Below are 14,423 nucleotides of genomic sequence, written 5' to 3'. Positions count from 1 at the left end.
AGCGCGCCATCGGTGAGGAAGGCGAGCTCAGCGGAACCGGCGGCATCACAAAGCACTGTTCTGGGGAGTGATCACCAAGCTACAAACATTCGATGTATGGGTCAACAGTTGTACTAATTAACGCCAAAACTCCACCGATACGCCGCATGCCAAGCCCTAGACATCCAATGTCTGGGCGTGCCGTCCGCCGTAGCGACCCCGGACACCGGCAGATCATGGGCGCCCGGGCCGGCGAGGCCGTCGGGGTGTCGGCACCGCTATGGCCCCGCATGGTGGCTGGTAGGGGTCAGGATGGTGGGCATGACAACCTTGGACGAGTTCGCCGCGCTGGCGGCGAAGGAGCAGGGCCTGGTCGTCGTCTCGACGCTGCGGGCGGACGGCACGATTCAGGCGTCGCTGGTCAACGCGGGCGCCCTGCCCCACCCGCTCACCGGCGCTCCGGTGCTCGGGTTCGTCACCTACGGGAAGGTCAAGCTGGCCAACCTGCGGGCGCGCCCCCAGGTGACCGTGACGGCGCGGTCAGGCTGGACCTGGGCCACCATCGAGGGCACGGCCGAGCTCATCGGGCCGGACGATCCGGTCGAGGGCATCGACGGCGAAAGGCTGCGACTGCTGCGGCGCGAGGTGTTCACCGCCGCGGGCGGCACCCACGAGGACTGGGACGAGTACGACCGCGTCATGGCCGAACAACGCCGCACCGTCGTCCTGCTCGCCCCGACCCGCATCTACAGCAACTGAACGACGCCCGGTCGCCCACCGTCGACGGCGCAGCTGAGTGGGCTGGTGGGCATCCGGCGCCCCACCGGCTTGGTTATGTGGTGGGGCCTGCGGTTCGGGTCGTGGTCCTCGCGGCGGCGCGCTTCGCGCATCGACGCGAGGGCGGTGTTCTGTGGGGGTTCCCCCCACACCCCCGGCGAAGGGCCTCCGGCCCCTCGCGCTCCCCGGCCCGTCACGCCAAGAGCGATGTGCCGGAGGTCGAAGAGGTCGATGAGAGGCTCCGCCACCTGGAAGAAGAGAACGGAGACGGCAAGGGACGCTGATCGTCTGGCGGAGTCCGCTCATGACCCGGCCTCAGTCGATGGAGATCGCTTGGTCGTATGCCGTTCGTTCAGGTGGAGGTGGGGGCGCTGAGGGCGGCGCGGTAGTCGGGGAGGGCAGGGAGGGCGGCTCGCTGGTCGGAGGGGACGGCGTCGAGGACTCTGCGGGCGGTGTGGGTGATCATGCGGCTGCGGTAGGCGGGGTCCAGTTCGGAGAGCACCTTTGTGACGAGCTGGAGTGCTTCGTTATGGCCGCCGCTGCTGGAGAGGCTGATCGCCTCATGTAGTCGGACGTTCGTGGCGTTCTGGTAGCAGGGTGACTGCGCGAGCGTGCTGTCGCGCGCTTCCCGCGCCGCCTCGGTGGCCCCCTCGAACGAGTGGACCCAGGAGGAGACGAAGAAGACTTGATCGCTTGTCCAGTTGAATCGGCGATCAGGGGTCGAACGCTCGACGAGGTCATGCAACCGCTGGACGGATTCGCGGGCCTCCTGATGTCTGCCCATCACGGCCAAGGTTTGGGCCTCCGCGCTGACGGCTTGGAACAAGCCCGCCGCGACGCGCCCGGCCGCGAGAGTCTGGGCGTCACGGGCAAGGGTGAGCACCGTTTCGAGGGAGCGGGGTGAGTAGAGGCCGAACACCGCCTCAGTGCCACGAACCCAAACCTGCATGTCCACGTCCTGAGAGGCGTCGGCGGCCTGGCGGGCGGTGCGCCACCAGCGGCCGGCCTCGCCGTACACACCGAGCCGGGTAAGCAGGTTGGCGTGCATGGTGGCCATCCAGGCGGCGATGCGTTGCAGGCGGGCGCTCTGCTCCGGGGGAGCGACCGACATCTGCTGGTAGAGCAGTGCCAGGTCGACCATGAGGCCGTCGAGCGCCTCGGTGGGCGGTCGGTTGACCAAGGCATGCATGTGGTCGGCGCAGATGGCCTCCCACTGGTCTTCGGTGCCGCCGTCGGGCCCGCCGAAGGAGCGTTCGAGCAACTGCCTGATGTGCTCGCCGGTGCTGAAGATCGGGGATTGGGCGAGCATTCCCAAGCCCGCCAATTGCAGCAAATAGCGGCGTTCCATGTCGTCTCCTCCGATGAGGGCGCAAGGTCCGTTTTCACGGTAACCCCGAGTAATGCGATTTGTCGCGGCGGCGAGGTCGTTGATGGGGTGGTTTCCGAGGCGTTGTACCACTGGCCACAGCAATATCAGCTGCCCTTCCGCCCGTAGCGCGTTGTCCAGCGTGCGCACGCGCGTGCCCGACTCGGGGAGGGTCTCGCCGCGCTCGATCTGGCCGATCATCGACGCCGAGTAGCCCGTGCGGGCGGCCAGGTGGGACATGGTGAGCGGCTCGCCGACCCGTGACTCGTACGAATCGCGCAGATCGCGAATCAGTGCGCCGAAATAGTGTGCCATTGACCGATAACGGTCGCTGCTCTTCCGGGGGGCGGGCATGCCGTTTCTCCTTCCCAAAGGGCCGGTCGATCGTCAGTGGATCAGCACTGTCGATCAGCTCTTGTCCGGGCTCCGCACGCGTACGAACGTACTGATGACTCTAAATGATGAGTCGATTACAGAACGCCAGTTCGCCGAGTTGTCCACAGGTCGATCAGGAGTACGACATGGCCCTCCTCGATGCGCGCCGCCGTCCCGGCCGCGGCCGCCTCCCGTTCTCTCGACGTCCCCCCACCGGCCGGCACCGCCTCCGGCGGCCCGCGACCATGCCCGAACCTCTTGCCCCGGACGGCGGGCGGAAGGCGTGGGACGAGAAGCAGCAGGCCAGGGCCGGGCAACTCGGGCTGCTGGAACCCGGGTGGCTGGTGATGTACGGGGTCTACTCGCGCCGCTTCTCCGCCATCGCCCGCACGGCCGAGGTCGCGGAGCCGCTGGTCGAGGCCGCCACTCCCGGCGAGCTCCGCGCCCTCATGCGCGACTCCGAGAGCAGGCGCCCCGTCCCTCGCCCCCGGACACCGCAGATGGGGACGCCCGAGCTGTGGACGCCGCGTCGCGGGATGCTCGGTCCCCGCGCCGGGAGCCGGGGGTGACGGGCACGCTGATGTACGGCATGCCGGAGGGGCGGGCCGAGGAGCATCGCCGGGCGCTGCGTGAGCTGGCCAAGTACCTGGAGTCCCATGGCCTGCGCTGCCGCCACGTCGAGCGCGTCCATCTCCCCATGCGCTGGGGGTTCGACAAGGGCTTCCCGCTGCCGCCCGAGATGGACGTGTACGGGTGCGGCCGGCTGGCGGCCACCGTCGCCGTGGTCGACGTACCCGGCGGCGGGGCCTGGTACCTCGTCAAGCGGCCCGACGGCCTGCCCGTGCGGGCGTGCGCGGCGGGCGACCCGGCCCGCGCCGCCGAGGACATCGCAGCGGACGCGGCAGGGTGAGCGCGCGCTTCTCTGCCCACTCGCAATCCCGCGGCGCCGGTCATGTTCTCGCCGTGGCGCGGAACCGCCGGGTCACCGTCCACCCGTGGGACCGCAGGGCGATGTCACCTGGTCATGTCGAGCCCGGCCTTCGGAGGCATCGCCTGGTCGATGACCGCCGGCGCCAGGTACTCGTCCAGCCACAGGGTCTGTGCGACCGTCCCGATCATCTCGTGGCCGTGCTCCTGGATGACGGCGCGGACCTTCGGATCCTGGTAGAGCCGATGACACGATTGGCAGTGATGCGCGTACATGCCCTGCCACTGGATCGAGGGATCCTTCTCCGCGGCCCACTGCAGGACGCGGTCGGGTCCGAGAGAGTGGATCCACAGCTTGAGCACGTCGGACTCCGCGGTCTGCACGGCGCGGCCGAGGAAGTCGGGCTCGTCGATGGTGGTGACGTTGAGCTCGTTGATGGCGCGCATGCCCAGCCCGCAGCACGCCGCGACCCTGCCGTCGGACTGAAGGGTGTAGGTGCGCAACAGGCTGTCACAGCCGGGCCGCTCCGATATGTTGGCCGAATCGGTCGCGAGGCCATCGGGATAGCTCTCCACCTGGTGCGGATCGAGCGGCATCCACGGGCTCTCCACCACCTTGACCATGTCCCGCTGCGCATCCGACAGCGCGCGCAGTTCGGGGCGGCCGAGGACGGTGTCCCGCGTCACCGCGCGCTCCGCTCTCAGCTCGACCATGACGTGCACGGGCAGCCGGCGCTTCACCGCCTCGACGACCGCGATCGCGACGCGGTCGATCGGTACGAAGCGGATGTGCTCGTCGCCGGTGCTGTAGTTGATCTCGGTGAGGCCGGCGCTCATGAGCTCATCGAGGACCCGCGCGGCCTTCTGCGGGCTCCGTGCCCAGTATGCGTTGGTGACCAACCGGGTCGGCAGGTCGAGGCTCGTCGCATAGGCGATGGCGTCGAGCAGGTCGCGTCGCTGGAGCGTGGCCTCACCGCCGGTGAAGACCACGATCCCGAAGCCCAGCCGGTGGGCCTCCGCTATGGCCGCACGGATGGCCTGCGGATTCAGGACCGTGCGCTCCGCCGGACTGCTGTAGGTGCCGCAACTGGTGCAGGCCGCCGTGCAGCGGAACGTCGGCATGATCGACAGGACTTTGACTCCGCGGACGAGTGATCGCTCGTCGGGTTGAAGGGGGTTGCTGTCGGACGTCGTGACGCCGTCGGCGTCGGCTCCCTGCTCCATGAGGTCACCAGTCCTCTTGGCGGAGATCGGACAGCACTCCGGCCTGCGACAGTTGTTGTGCCCGCGTCGTCAACCGCTCGGCGAGCTGTCGCAGGAGGGTGGAACTGATCACGGACGGGGGGCCGAGGCTCTCCCCTATGCCGTTGAAGTTCTGGGAACTCTTGGCGTCATTGGCACTCGACACCGGGGTGGCGAACATGGTTCCGGCCGCATTGTTGTGGAACAACTGGTTCGCGAGCGGTCCGAAACCAGCACCCGGGATGGGTTGACCCACGGTCGCGGACTCGACCATCGCGGTGATCAGGTTCGGGTCCCCGAAGCTTCGGATGGCCGCCGATATGTCGTTGGCCGCCTGGTACGGAGGCACCCTCGTGCCCATGTGCTGCGCCGCATAGGAACGCAGCCACTCCCGGAAGGCGGAGTTGCTCAGGATGGAGAACAGCAACCGGTTCGCGGCCGTGGTCGCATCGGCCGGCATCGTGTACCGCATGCCGTACTGGGCCAGAACGCCGGACGGATCCTGGATGAACTGCGCTTGCAGCGAGTTGTTCGTCATCATGGTCGAGTACAACGACCTGAGGTTGGAGTACACCTCGCTCGCGGAGATCTGCAACGGCGAGCCGGGGCAGTCGGTCACGGCCGCCGCACCCGCCGCGGCCGGCGCGGACGCGGCCGAAACGCCGCCGATGGCGGCGAGGGCTCCACCGCCCATGGCGATCGCCTTGCGGCGAGAGACGTGTTCGGGGAGTCGGGTGCTGTCGGATTCGTCGCGAGCCACTGGATTTCCTCTTCCACACGCAAGCGGATGATCACTCAGATCGGTTCGGCTCAACCGCGCCGCGGGGAGTGCCGGCGCTCCTGTCAGAAGATTCGGGTGCGGAGATCGGACAGGGCTCCGGCACTCGACAGTTGCTGCGCCCGGGCCGTCAACTGCTCGGCGAGAGTCCGCAGGAGGACGGGATCGATCACGGACGGGGGGCCGAGGCTTTCTCCTGTGCCGTCGAAGTTGGAGGAGCTCTTGACTTTCTGGTCACTGGTCGACGGACTCGACACCGGGGTGACGAATGTGGTTCCGGCCGCATTGTTGACCACCAACTGGTTCGCGAGCGGTCCGAAACCGCCACCCGGGATGGGCTGCCCCACGGTGGCGGACTCGACCATCGCGCTGATCAGGTTCGGATCTCCGAAGTCCCGGATGGCCACCGTGAGATCTTGAGCGGCCTGCCGGGGTTCCACCCTCGTGCCGAGGTGCTGCGCCGCATAGGAGCGCAGCCACTCCCGGAAGGCGGGGTTGCTCAGGATGGAGAACAGCAGCCGGTTCGCGGCGCTGGCCGCCTCGTAGGTCAGCGACGAGGCCATGCCGTATTGGACCAGGACGCTGGACGGGTTCTGAATGAACCGCGCCTGTAGCTGGCTGTCCCCGAGCATGGTGGTGTAGAGCGACCTCAGCCGGGAACTGACCTCGCTCGGAGAAATCTGCAACGGCGGCCCGGGGCATTCGGACGGGCCACCCGGGCCTGCTGCGGCCGCAGCGGTGGCACCCGATGATGCGCCGTTGGCGGCGATGCGGGAGGGTGCGGCCCCGATCGCGGCCAGAACGCCACCGCCTATGGAATTCACCATGTTACGACGGGACATCTTCGCGGGAGGCTCGGGGCCGGTGAACTCGTTGCGATCCACTGAGCGCGATCCTTTCACATGGTGGATAAGGTGATCACTCAGGGCGGGATTTTCAACTCATATGTTGCATCGCCGTTAAAGGCCTGTCAATGTATGAAAATTGCAGAGAATATGGAACCGTCAGATTCATTTCGGCTGGGCGTTCATCGACACATCGGCTGTGGTTTCGCGATATTCGCGACGTCGCCTGGCGCCTCCAGCGGAGCGCTGATCGGCCGCCGGCGAGCCAGGTAGGGGCCGGGTGTGCCGACCCCGCAGGGTTGTGCGGGCGGCGCGGGGTGGAAGGAGAAGTGGCGCGAGGGGCGGGAGCCGCATAATCGGGAAGGTGGATCACAAGGGGAGTCCGGAGTCGGCGCAGACGCTGGAGCGGGGGCTGCGGCTGTTGCGGCTGCTCGCCGACGGCCACCGCGCCCGTACTCCCACCGAGCTCGCCCAGGAGCTCGGGCTGAGCCGTCCGATCGTCTACCGGCTGCTCACCACGCTGCAGAACGAGGGCTTCGCCCGCCGGGACGCCGAAGGGCGCGCCCATCTCGGATTCGGCGTCCTCGCGCTGGCCCGCGCCGTCCAGCCCCTGCTCAGAGCGGCGGCCCTCCCGGCGCTGCGCCGGCTCGCCGAGGACGCCGGGGCCACCGCCCACCTGACCGTGGCCGAGGGCGACGAGGGGCTGGCCATCGCCGTGGTCGAGCCCACGTGGACCGACATGCATGTGGCCTACCGCGAGGGCGCCCGCCATCCTCTGTCGCGCGGCGCCGCGGGGCTGGCGATCGTGGCCCTGCGCGAGGGCCGTACCGACTACAGGGTGACCGAAGGGCAGCTCCAGGAGGGCGCCCGGGGGGTCGCCGCTCCGTTGCCGAGGTTGCCGTGGCTGGAGGCGTCGGTGGGCATCGTGACCTTCGGCGCCCTGGACGCCGCCACCCTCGGCCCGCGCGTCGTCGCCGCGGCCGTCGAGCTGAGCCAAGCCCTCACCTGAGCTCACCTGAGCAAGGTTCAGGGGACGGTGTGGCGGTCGAGGCCGAGGGTGGCGATGAGGTCTTCGTGGAGCTCGAACCAGACGCGGTGGCAGGAGTCGACGTCGGTGTGGTCGACCCAGGCGGCGTCCCCGGCTCGCGCCCGCTCCAGAGCCGCGGCGAACCGTTGGTCGTAGCCCTGGAAGCGGACCAGGACGCGTGAGAGCCGGTCCGTCAGCGGCGTGAGTGCGCGGCCGATGTCGCCGAGCTCCCGCAGGACCCGGGCGTCCCAGGCGTGGTCGGAGTGGTCGTTGGCGGCGAGCCGGTCGCCGGCGGTGGGCCGGAGCTGCCAGTCGGTGCAGGCCTGGAGCAGGAGGGCGTTCAGCGGGAGGAACGCGCGGTAGACCTCTCGGACCTCCTCGGCGCCGCCGGCATGTGCCAGCTCGGCCGCGAGCCGGCGCTCGTTCTCGGCCTTGCCCCGCTCGGTCAGCGACCACCCCGCGGTGCCGGCGAAGGCGGTGTGCTGGACCCATCCGTACGCCTCGGCGTCGCGCAGCGTCTCTTCGGTCTCGGCCGGGTCGAGCCCGTACCGGCGAGCGATCACCGGGGTGTCGGCGAACCCGGTGACGCGCACGGAGTGCAGGACCAGCAGGTCGGGCGCGGAGTCCCGCGTCATGAGCCGGCCTCCCGCCGCGTCGTCAGCCGGGTGTAGTGCTGCTGGCATGCCTGCGGGGAGTTGAACCCCATCGCCTGCGCCATCTGCGCCCAGGTCAGCCCCGCGCCGCGGGCCGTGAACAGCAGGCCGGCTTCGAGCGCTTCGACCTCGGCGCGTGCGGCGGGCATGAGGGCGAGCGCGCCCAGGATGTCCTCCGGGGTCAGGTCCGCCCAGCGCCAGACGGCGAAGTTCACCAGGTCCACCGCGGACGGCGGGACGGGTGAGGGGCGCCACGGGCGGGCCTCGAGCGCATCGGCGCCCAGCGTCAGCAGACGCCCGCGCGCGTCGCGCTCGCGCTGGGCCTGGGCGTGGTCGGCGCGCTCGGTGTGAGCGATGTCCTGCTTGCGTGACATGCGGATCAGGATGCAGAATCAACGAAAAGTTGTCAACAGAACGTTGAAGGGTGGACGGGTGATCGTACCCCTCGGGGAGGCCGTCGCGGACACCTGCGGGGGCAAGGCCGGCGCGCTCGGCACGCTGCTCCGCGCGGGCCTGCCGGTGCCGGACGGCTTCGTCCTCCCGTACGCGGCCTATCGCGCCGCGGTCCGCGACCTGGACAGGCGGGCGGTGGAGACCCGTCCGGTCCACGCCGCCGTCATCGACGCGGTGGGGCGCGCACTCCGCGAGCTCGGCGATCCGCCCGTGGCGGTGAGATCATCGGCGGCGGGCGAGGACACCGGCCAGGCGTCGGCGGCCGGCCAGTACGAGAGCTTTCTCGCCGTGCGCGGCACCGCCGGCGTCGCCCATGCCGTACGTGCCTGCTGGGCCTCGCTGTTCTCTCCGCGTGCCATCGACTACCGCGACGCCTCCGGGCGGCCGGCCGGCGATCCCGCGATGGCGGTCATCGTCCAACGCCACCTGGACGCCGAGGTGTCCGGGGTCATGTTCACGCCCGCGGACGCGGACGACCCGACCCTGATCGAGGCGTCCTGGGGTCTCGGCCCCAGCGTGGTCGGGGGACAGGTCGCCCCGGACGCCTACCGCGTCGCCGGCGACGGTTCGGTCACGCGCACCGTCGGGGACAAACGGACCCGCCTTGATCGGCACGGCGCGCGGCTCGTGGTCTCCGAGGTGCCCATCCGTGCCCGTGAGCAGCAGGCGATCGACGACGCGACCGCCGAGCGGCTGGCCGGGCTGGGACGGCGGATCGCCGCCGTGCTCGGCGGACCGCAGGACATCGAGTGGGCGATCGCCGACGGCCGCCTCTGGGTCCTGCAAGCACGGCCGGTCACCGCCACACCCCCGCCACCCCGCGTCGCCCCGGCTGCCACGGCCGCCGTGCTCAGCGGAATCCCCGGCAGCCACGGGACCGTGACCGGCGCCGCGAGGATCGTCCGAGGGCCCGGCGACTTCGCGCGCGTGCGCGCGGGAGACATCCTCGTCTGCCCGTTCACCGACCCCGCGTGGACGCCGTTGCTGCGCGTCGTCGCGGGCGTCGTCACCGAGACCGGAGGCGTGCTCTCCCACGCCGCGATCGTCGCTCGCGAGCAGGCCATTCCCGCCGTCCTGGGCGTCCCGGACGCGATGAGCAGGCTGCGCGACGACACCGTCCTCACCATCGACGGCACCGCCGGCACCGTCACCGCCGCCGGCTGACGGGCGGTGCGCCGCCGGTGGGCCGAGGGTGGCGCGGCGCCGCGCCCGTACCATCGCCGGCCGCGCACCCACGATCGGAAGGAGAGGGGAGACGGGTCCGTACAGGGCGCCCCGTATCCTCACCGCTCATGACGACGCGACACCTCTACCTGGTACGCCACGGCGCGGCCGACGCGGCCGGGCAGCTGACCGACGTCGGGCGCCGGCAGGCGGGCCTGCTGGGCGAGCGGCTCGCCGGCGTGCCGGTCGACGCCGTGTGGCACTCCCCGCTGCCGCGCGCGGTGGCGAGCGCGCGCGAACTCGCCCGGCACCTGCCGGACGTGCCCGTGGCCGAGGCCGCCGAGCTCGTCGACCACGTGCCCTATGTCCCCGACGCGGCTGAGATGCCCCCGTCCCGGGCCGGTTTCTTCGACGGCTACGACGACGCCGAGGTGGCCGCGGGCCGCAGGCTCGCCGACGCGCTGGTCGCCCGGTTCGCGCGGGCCCCCGCCTCGGAGGGGGCCGGGGCCGACACGCACGAGGTCCTGGTGACGCACGCCTTCCAGATCGCCTGGCTGGTGCGGCACGCGCTGGACGCGCCGCCGTCCCGGTGGCTCGGCCTGAACAGCGCCAACACCGCACTGACGGTCATCGACTACCGCGACGGCCTGCCGCCCGCGATCGTGATGTTCAACGACATGAGCCACCTTCCGTCCGAGCTGCGCTGGACCGGGTTCTCCGAACGCGTGAGGCCGTGAGGCGGCCTCCGCCGTCCGTAGACGTGTCGGACGGGCGGGGGTGGCGGAACGGGGAGTGACGCGGGTCGGACGGGTGCGTGAAATCCGGGTCCGGACCAGCGTGTCGTGCGGGAGGATCATGCGAGCTGAGGGCACGGTGGGCCGCGTCAGCGGGATTCTTGGTGCTGGAGCAATCGTATGGTTCCTCTGGTCGTGTAGAGATGTGCCCGATACAGTCGTTTCGATCGTTTTGCACGATGCTCGGCCGTATCGCCCCCGCCCAAGGAGACGCTTGATGCGAATCAGGAGAGCCCTCGCCCTCAGCGCCGCCCTCACCGTTCTCGCGGTGGGCATCCCGGCCGCCACGGCGTTCTCCGAGGACGGTGCCGAGGACTGCAAGAACGTCACCAACGGCGGCTCGCAGTCCGACCCTCAGTGCTTCTGGATGGCCGACCCGGGCGAGGCGCTGGACATCGTCCGGTTCTGGGCCAAGGACGACGGCGCGAAGCTGAAGGAGGCCACCGAGTACCCGGTCGGCTGGATCGACTGCACGGTCGAGCAGTGCTCCGCCGAGGGCGAGGGCGACGGCCAGGCGCACGGTGACGGCGACCCGGCTCCCCAGGACTACCAGGACGACAGCACCCCGCCGGCCTGTCAGACCGCCGGTGAGAACTGCTCGGTGACCCCCCAGGAGATCGCCGCCGCCGCGCAGACCCCCGCCGGGCAGGCGATCGCCGCCGCCGCGGCGAGCAACATGCGGGTCTGGGTCGACACCGAGCTGCTGGACGACTACAAGGCCGGCGCAGCGGCCTTCGCCGCGGCGGTGCGCAAGGTGGGCGCGCTCGCCGCGCAGCCGGGCGTCGTCGGCATCCGCTTCACCTCCCAGCTCGGCTACAACGGCGCGGTCAAGACGCCCGAGGAGATGAGCGGGTTCGTCACCGCCGCCGCCAAGGCCCTGCACCAGATCGCCCCGGGCAAGAAGCTCGGCGTGCACACCGTGGTCCCCGCGTTCGGGTGCGGCGCCGACGACTCCTGCGGCACCGAGATGACCAAGAAGTACCCGCTGCTCACCCCCGAGCACATCGAGCCGCTGCTGACCTCCGGCTCGGTGGACCAGCTCGCGCTCGACTCCGGCCTGCTGTCGTCGGCGTACGCCACCTGGAAGATCACGCCGCAGCAGGCGCAGCGCAACCAGTGGAGCAAGGTCAAGTCCCTGGCCTGGGACACGCTCGCGCAGATCGCCGCCGAGGACGCCGGGCTCGCCGGCAAGAACGCCTCGCCGCTGACCACCGAGCAGGCCGCCGCCGTGGCACAGGACCGCATCGCCGCCCCGCTCAAGGACGGCGCCGCCACCGTCAACCTGTGGACCCGCTGGCAGGACACCTCGGGGGCGACCTACCGCGTCATGGGATCGGGCCTGGCCTCCACGCCCGCCTGGGAGCAGCTCACCAAGCTCCAGCCGCTCCAGCGCCGCCTGTCCACCATGTACAGCCCGGCGGCCCCCGAGGTCGGCATCACTCAGGACCTCAAGAAGCTCTCCGAGGTCTTCAGCCAGGTGTACGTCACCGAGTGACCGCCGGTTCCCCGGCGGGGTTCGGCTATGACATAGCGCGATAACTCCGGATTTCTGCGGCGTGTCAGTGCGAATTCCGGTATTTCCCTAATGTTTCCCTCTACCATCCCTCTGTGGCATATCCGGGACCGGGGGAGCGGATCCCCCCTGGCCAGTTCGTGCAGGCCGCCTCGCCGCTGGGGCGGTCCCCGCAGGGAGGCGCTCGGCCGCAGGCGACGGCCGAGCCGGTGGTGGTCGACGTGGGGGCCGGTTCCAAGGCCAAGGCCGTCGCGGCCGCCGTCGTCGCCGGGACGCTCGGCGTGGTCACGGTGGCGTCCGCGCTGACCGGCCAGGTCGACGGCGGACCCGCCACGACCGTCGTCGCCGGAGTCCTCGGCGTGGTGTTCATCGCCCTCGGGCTGCTCCCGCTGCTCGCCTGGCGCAAGATCACCCGGCCGCGCAAGCTGGTCATCGAGCAGGTCGGCATCCGGTGGGACGACCCGCGCGGCACGTCATGGGCGGTCCCGTGGCATGAGCTGTCCGGGGTCGCCGTCTCGCGCACCGTCCAGCGCCGGTTCAAGCTGGACGACTACCTGCTGCCGCGCAAGGTGATGGTCCGGGTCGACCTGTTCCCGGCCGACCCGGGCTTCCGGGTCAGGCACCCCGAGATGGAGTCCCTCTGGGAGTTCCACCGGGTGCGGAACGGCTACCGTCTCCCGCTGGGGTCCGCGCCCAAGCACATCGACCCCATCGACCGGGGGATGCGGGCCCACCGGCCGAACCTCTACCTCGGCGTGCGGGACGAGGGGTTCGTGGTCGGGCTCGTCTGAACCGGCGTCGCGCCCCCGCTCGGGGTGCCCTGGCCCTGCTCGCAGCTGGAGTCGCGCTCCGTGCCGCCGACCTTCGGCAGCTCGTCCACCACCGACGTCTTGAGCCGCGCGGTCAGGGCCAGGACGCTGCCCACCGGCGCGCCCGCGGCCTCGGCGTCGACGACCGTGCCGCGCTCCCCGAGGTACACCGACGTTGCCGGGTCGAAGATGAGCTGGGTGAGGACCCCGTCGCGCGCCCTGCCGAGCGCGGTGCCCCGGCGCCCGGCCGCGTCCTCGACGCCCTCGGCCACCTCGACGCCGCCGATCGTCTTGGCCGCGGCCACCAGCGCCTCCCGCTGGGCGCGCGCCAGGTAGCTCTCGCGCACCAGGTCGCCCACCGCCGTGAACGCCTCGTCGTCGGCGCCGACCTTCCCTCCGGGACGCGCGTAGAGGTGCTCGCGCATCCCGGCCTCGTCCGCGGGCAGGGTGCTCACGTAGGCGTAGTCGGTGCGGGAGTCGTCGGGCGTGCCCGGACAGTGCCCGGCGATGTCGTGCCACTGCTCGCCGGGCCATCCCTGCGCGTCCGCGGGGAGCGACTCTCCGGGCCACGGCTTGGACGGCAGCCCCTCGATCGAGAGCAGACCGCGCGCCGTCCCGTCGGCCGACTGCCAGATCTTGCGCTTGGTCCGGTACAGGTAGTGCGTCCCGCCCTGCGGACCGGCGGAGGAGGCCGTGGACGCCGTGGACATCGTGTACATCGTCTCCGACTCCACCAGGACGAACTGGCCGGACCGGGGGTGCAGCTCCGTGCCGTCCACGGACGGGGCGAGCGACACCGCATCGGTCGCGGGCTCGGGTGAGGCGGCGGTGGCCGGCCTGGAGGCGGGTGCGGGACGCGAGGAGAGGGCGACCCCGACGCCGCCCACCAGGGCGAGGGTCACCCCGAAGGCCGCGGCGGCCTGCCAGCCGGGCCGGGGAACGCCCGTCCGGAAGAGGCGGGGACGGGCGCGCGAACCGTTCGCGGCCTGGGCGAGCAGGCGGCGCCGCGCGCTCTCCCGGGCGCCGGGCCGGTACGGCGGGGCGTCCGGACGGCCGTCCCTGAACGACTGGATCTCGTCAGCCATGCTGGTGCTCCAAGGTGAGGGGATCGCTGCCACCGAGCGCCCGGCGGAGTTTGACGCGGACGCGATGCAACCGGGAGCGCACGGTCCCGGCGGGAATGCCCAGGGCCTCGGCGACGTCCTCGTAGCTCAGGTCCGCCCAGGCGACGAGCAGCAGCAGGTCGCGCTCGCGGGCCGACAGCGCGCCCAGCGCCCGCGCCAGCCGCGGCTGGAGTTGCTGTGCGGCCACCCGCTCGTCGCTGCGCTCGTCGAAGGTGCCCGGACGGTCCGCGGCGACCCGTGCGGCGGCGCGCGTGCGCCGGCGTTCGGCCCGCCGGTGCTGCGAGGCCACGTTGGTCGTGATCCCGTACAGCCACGGACGGGCGTCGGGACGCGCGAGGTCGTATCGTGCCCTCTGGCGGAACGCGACCAGGAACGTCTCGGCCACGACGTCCTCCGCCAGTTCGGCCCCGAGACGCCGCGCGGCGTACCGGAACATCTCGTCGGCGTGCCGGTCGAACACCACCGCGAACATCTCGGGCTGCTCCAGCGAACGCGCGATCACGGTCGAGTCGTCGGCCGCGGAGCCCTCGAGCAGCGCCTGGGCACCTATCACGTGCGGTCCTCTTTCGGATTCTCGGTGCTTCCACCCTCTACTTG

16 protein-coding genes are annotated in these 14,423 nt (G+C 70.9%); 8 read left to right on the top strand and 8 right to left on the bottom strand.

Annotated elements, in window-relative coordinates; translation table 11 throughout:
* Window positions 1–300 precede the first annotated feature (300 nt).
* Window positions 301–738: a TIGR03618 family F420-dependent PPOX class oxidoreductase gene (locus tag ACFQSB_RS18845; RefSeq protein ID WP_380827996.1), complete on the top strand. Its 438-nt coding sequence runs from the start codon at window positions 301–303 to the stop codon at window positions 736–738.
* Between the two features lie 370 nt (window positions 739–1,108).
* Here the strand turns inward: ACFQSB_RS18845 and ACFQSB_RS18840 are convergent, their stop codons facing one another.
* A complete protein-coding gene (locus tag ACFQSB_RS18840) occupies window positions 1,109–2,476 on the bottom strand; it encodes a helix-turn-helix domain-containing protein (protein ID WP_380827995.1) in 1,368 nt (455 codons plus the stop codon).
* Window positions 2,477–2,742: 266 nt separating this feature from the next.
* Between ACFQSB_RS18840 and ACFQSB_RS18835 the strand changes: the two genes are divergently transcribed.
* Together ACFQSB_RS18835 and ACFQSB_RS18830 are read left to right on the top strand one after the other, a co-directional pair.
* Window positions 2,743–3,066: a hypothetical protein gene (locus tag ACFQSB_RS18835; protein WP_380827993.1), complete on the top strand. Its 324-nt coding sequence runs from the start codon at window positions 2,743–2,745 to the stop codon at window positions 3,064–3,066.
* Window positions 3,063–3,407, top strand: a complete 345-nt coding sequence (locus ACFQSB_RS18830) for a hypothetical protein (RefSeq protein ID WP_380827992.1) — start codon at window positions 3,063–3,065, stop codon at window positions 3,405–3,407. The genes ACFQSB_RS18835 and ACFQSB_RS18830 overlap by 4 nt, the downstream gene beginning before the upstream one ends.
* A 104-nt stretch (window positions 3,408–3,511) precedes the next feature.
* On the opposite strand, the gene ACFQSB_RS18825 is transcribed toward ACFQSB_RS18830, so the two are convergent.
* From ACFQSB_RS18825 to ACFQSB_RS18815, 3 genes are all read right to left on the bottom strand, one after another.
* Complete coding sequence (locus tag ACFQSB_RS18825; RefSeq protein ID WP_380827991.1) at window positions 3,512–4,648, bottom strand: radical SAM protein; 1,137 nt, start codon at window positions 4,646–4,648, stop codon at window positions 3,512–3,514.
* A 4-nt stretch (window positions 4,649–4,652) separates the two neighbouring features.
* Complete coding sequence (locus ACFQSB_RS18820; RefSeq protein ID WP_380827989.1) at window positions 4,653–5,426, bottom strand: hypothetical protein; 774 nt, start codon at window positions 5,424–5,426, stop codon at window positions 4,653–4,655.
* Window positions 5,427–5,509: 83 nt separating this feature from the next.
* Window positions 5,510–6,328 (bottom strand): hypothetical protein, encoded by an 819-nt coding sequence (locus ACFQSB_RS18815; protein ID WP_380827987.1) that lies wholly within the window; start codon window positions 6,326–6,328, stop codon window positions 5,510–5,512.
* A gap of 325 nt (window positions 6,329–6,653) precedes the next feature.
* Between ACFQSB_RS18815 and ACFQSB_RS18810 the strand changes: the two genes are divergently transcribed.
* Window positions 6,654–7,298, top strand: coding sequence for a helix-turn-helix domain-containing protein (locus tag ACFQSB_RS18810; protein ID WP_380827986.1), 645 nt, complete (start codon window positions 6,654–6,656; stop codon window positions 7,296–7,298).
* Between the two features lie 17 nt (window positions 7,299–7,315).
* Here ACFQSB_RS18810 and ACFQSB_RS18805 read toward each other — a convergent pair whose 3' ends face one another.
* Both ACFQSB_RS18805 and ACFQSB_RS18800 read right to left on the bottom strand, forming a co-directional pair.
* Window positions 7,316–7,951 carry a transcriptional regulator gene (locus tag ACFQSB_RS18805; RefSeq protein ID WP_380827985.1) on the bottom strand — a complete coding sequence of 212 codons (636 nt, stop codon included), beginning with the start codon at window positions 7,949–7,951 and terminating at the stop codon, window positions 7,316–7,318.
* On the bottom strand, window positions 7,948–8,343 hold the full coding sequence (locus ACFQSB_RS18800; RefSeq protein ID WP_380827984.1) for a DNA-binding protein: 396 nt from the start codon (window positions 8,341–8,343) through the stop codon (window positions 7,948–7,950). Before ACFQSB_RS18800 ends, ACFQSB_RS18805 begins: the two co-directional genes overlap by 4 nt.
* 58 nt (window positions 8,344–8,401) lie before the next feature.
* On the opposite strand from ACFQSB_RS18800, the gene ACFQSB_RS18795 reads away from it, so the two are divergent.
* The 4 genes from ACFQSB_RS18795 to ACFQSB_RS18780 all read left to right on the top strand — a co-directional run bounded on the left by ACFQSB_RS18795 (window position 8,402) and on the right by ACFQSB_RS18780 (window position 12,684).
* Window positions 8,402–9,586 (top strand): PEP/pyruvate-binding domain-containing protein, encoded by a 1,185-nt coding sequence (locus ACFQSB_RS18795; protein ID WP_380827983.1) that lies wholly within the window; start codon window positions 8,402–8,404, stop codon window positions 9,584–9,586.
* A 128-nt stretch (window positions 9,587–9,714) separates the two neighbouring features.
* Entirely contained in the window at window positions 9,715–10,323 is a 609-nt protein-coding gene (locus tag ACFQSB_RS18790; RefSeq protein ID WP_380827982.1) for a histidine phosphatase family protein, read from the top strand.
* Between the two features lie 274 nt (window positions 10,324–10,597).
* Window positions 10,598–11,875 (top strand): hypothetical protein, encoded by a 1,278-nt coding sequence (locus tag ACFQSB_RS18785; RefSeq protein WP_354845614.1) that lies wholly within the window; start codon window positions 10,598–10,600, stop codon window positions 11,873–11,875.
* A gap of 113 nt (window positions 11,876–11,988) precedes the next feature.
* Entirely contained in the window at window positions 11,989–12,684 is a 696-nt protein-coding gene (locus tag ACFQSB_RS18780; protein ID WP_380827980.1) for a hypothetical protein, read from the top strand.
* Here the strand turns inward: ACFQSB_RS18780 and ACFQSB_RS18775 are convergent.
* Both ACFQSB_RS18775 and ACFQSB_RS18770 read right to left on the bottom strand, forming a co-directional pair.
* Window positions 12,639–13,787, bottom strand: coding sequence for a CU044_5270 family protein (locus tag ACFQSB_RS18775; protein WP_380827978.1), 1,149 nt, complete (start codon window positions 13,785–13,787; stop codon window positions 12,639–12,641). The two genes, ACFQSB_RS18780 and ACFQSB_RS18775, sit on opposite strands and share 46 nt — an antisense overlap.
* The gene (locus ACFQSB_RS18770) at window positions 13,780–14,379 is read right to left on the bottom strand and encodes an RNA polymerase sigma factor (RefSeq protein ID WP_380827976.1); all 600 of its coding nucleotides are present in this window, start codon (window positions 14,377–14,379) and stop codon (window positions 13,780–13,782) included. Before ACFQSB_RS18770 ends, ACFQSB_RS18775 begins: the two co-directional genes overlap by 8 nt.
* Window positions 14,380–14,423: the final 44 nt, after the last annotated feature.

The sequence above is a fragment of the Sphaerisporangium rhizosphaerae genome (assembly GCF_042665155.1).
Taxonomy (GTDB): domain Bacteria; phylum Actinomycetota; class Actinomycetes; order Streptosporangiales; family Streptosporangiaceae; genus Sphaerisporangium; species Sphaerisporangium rhizosphaerae.
Note: the sequence above shows the minus strand (reverse complement) of the source record. Positions and strands in the feature narration are given on the sequence as shown.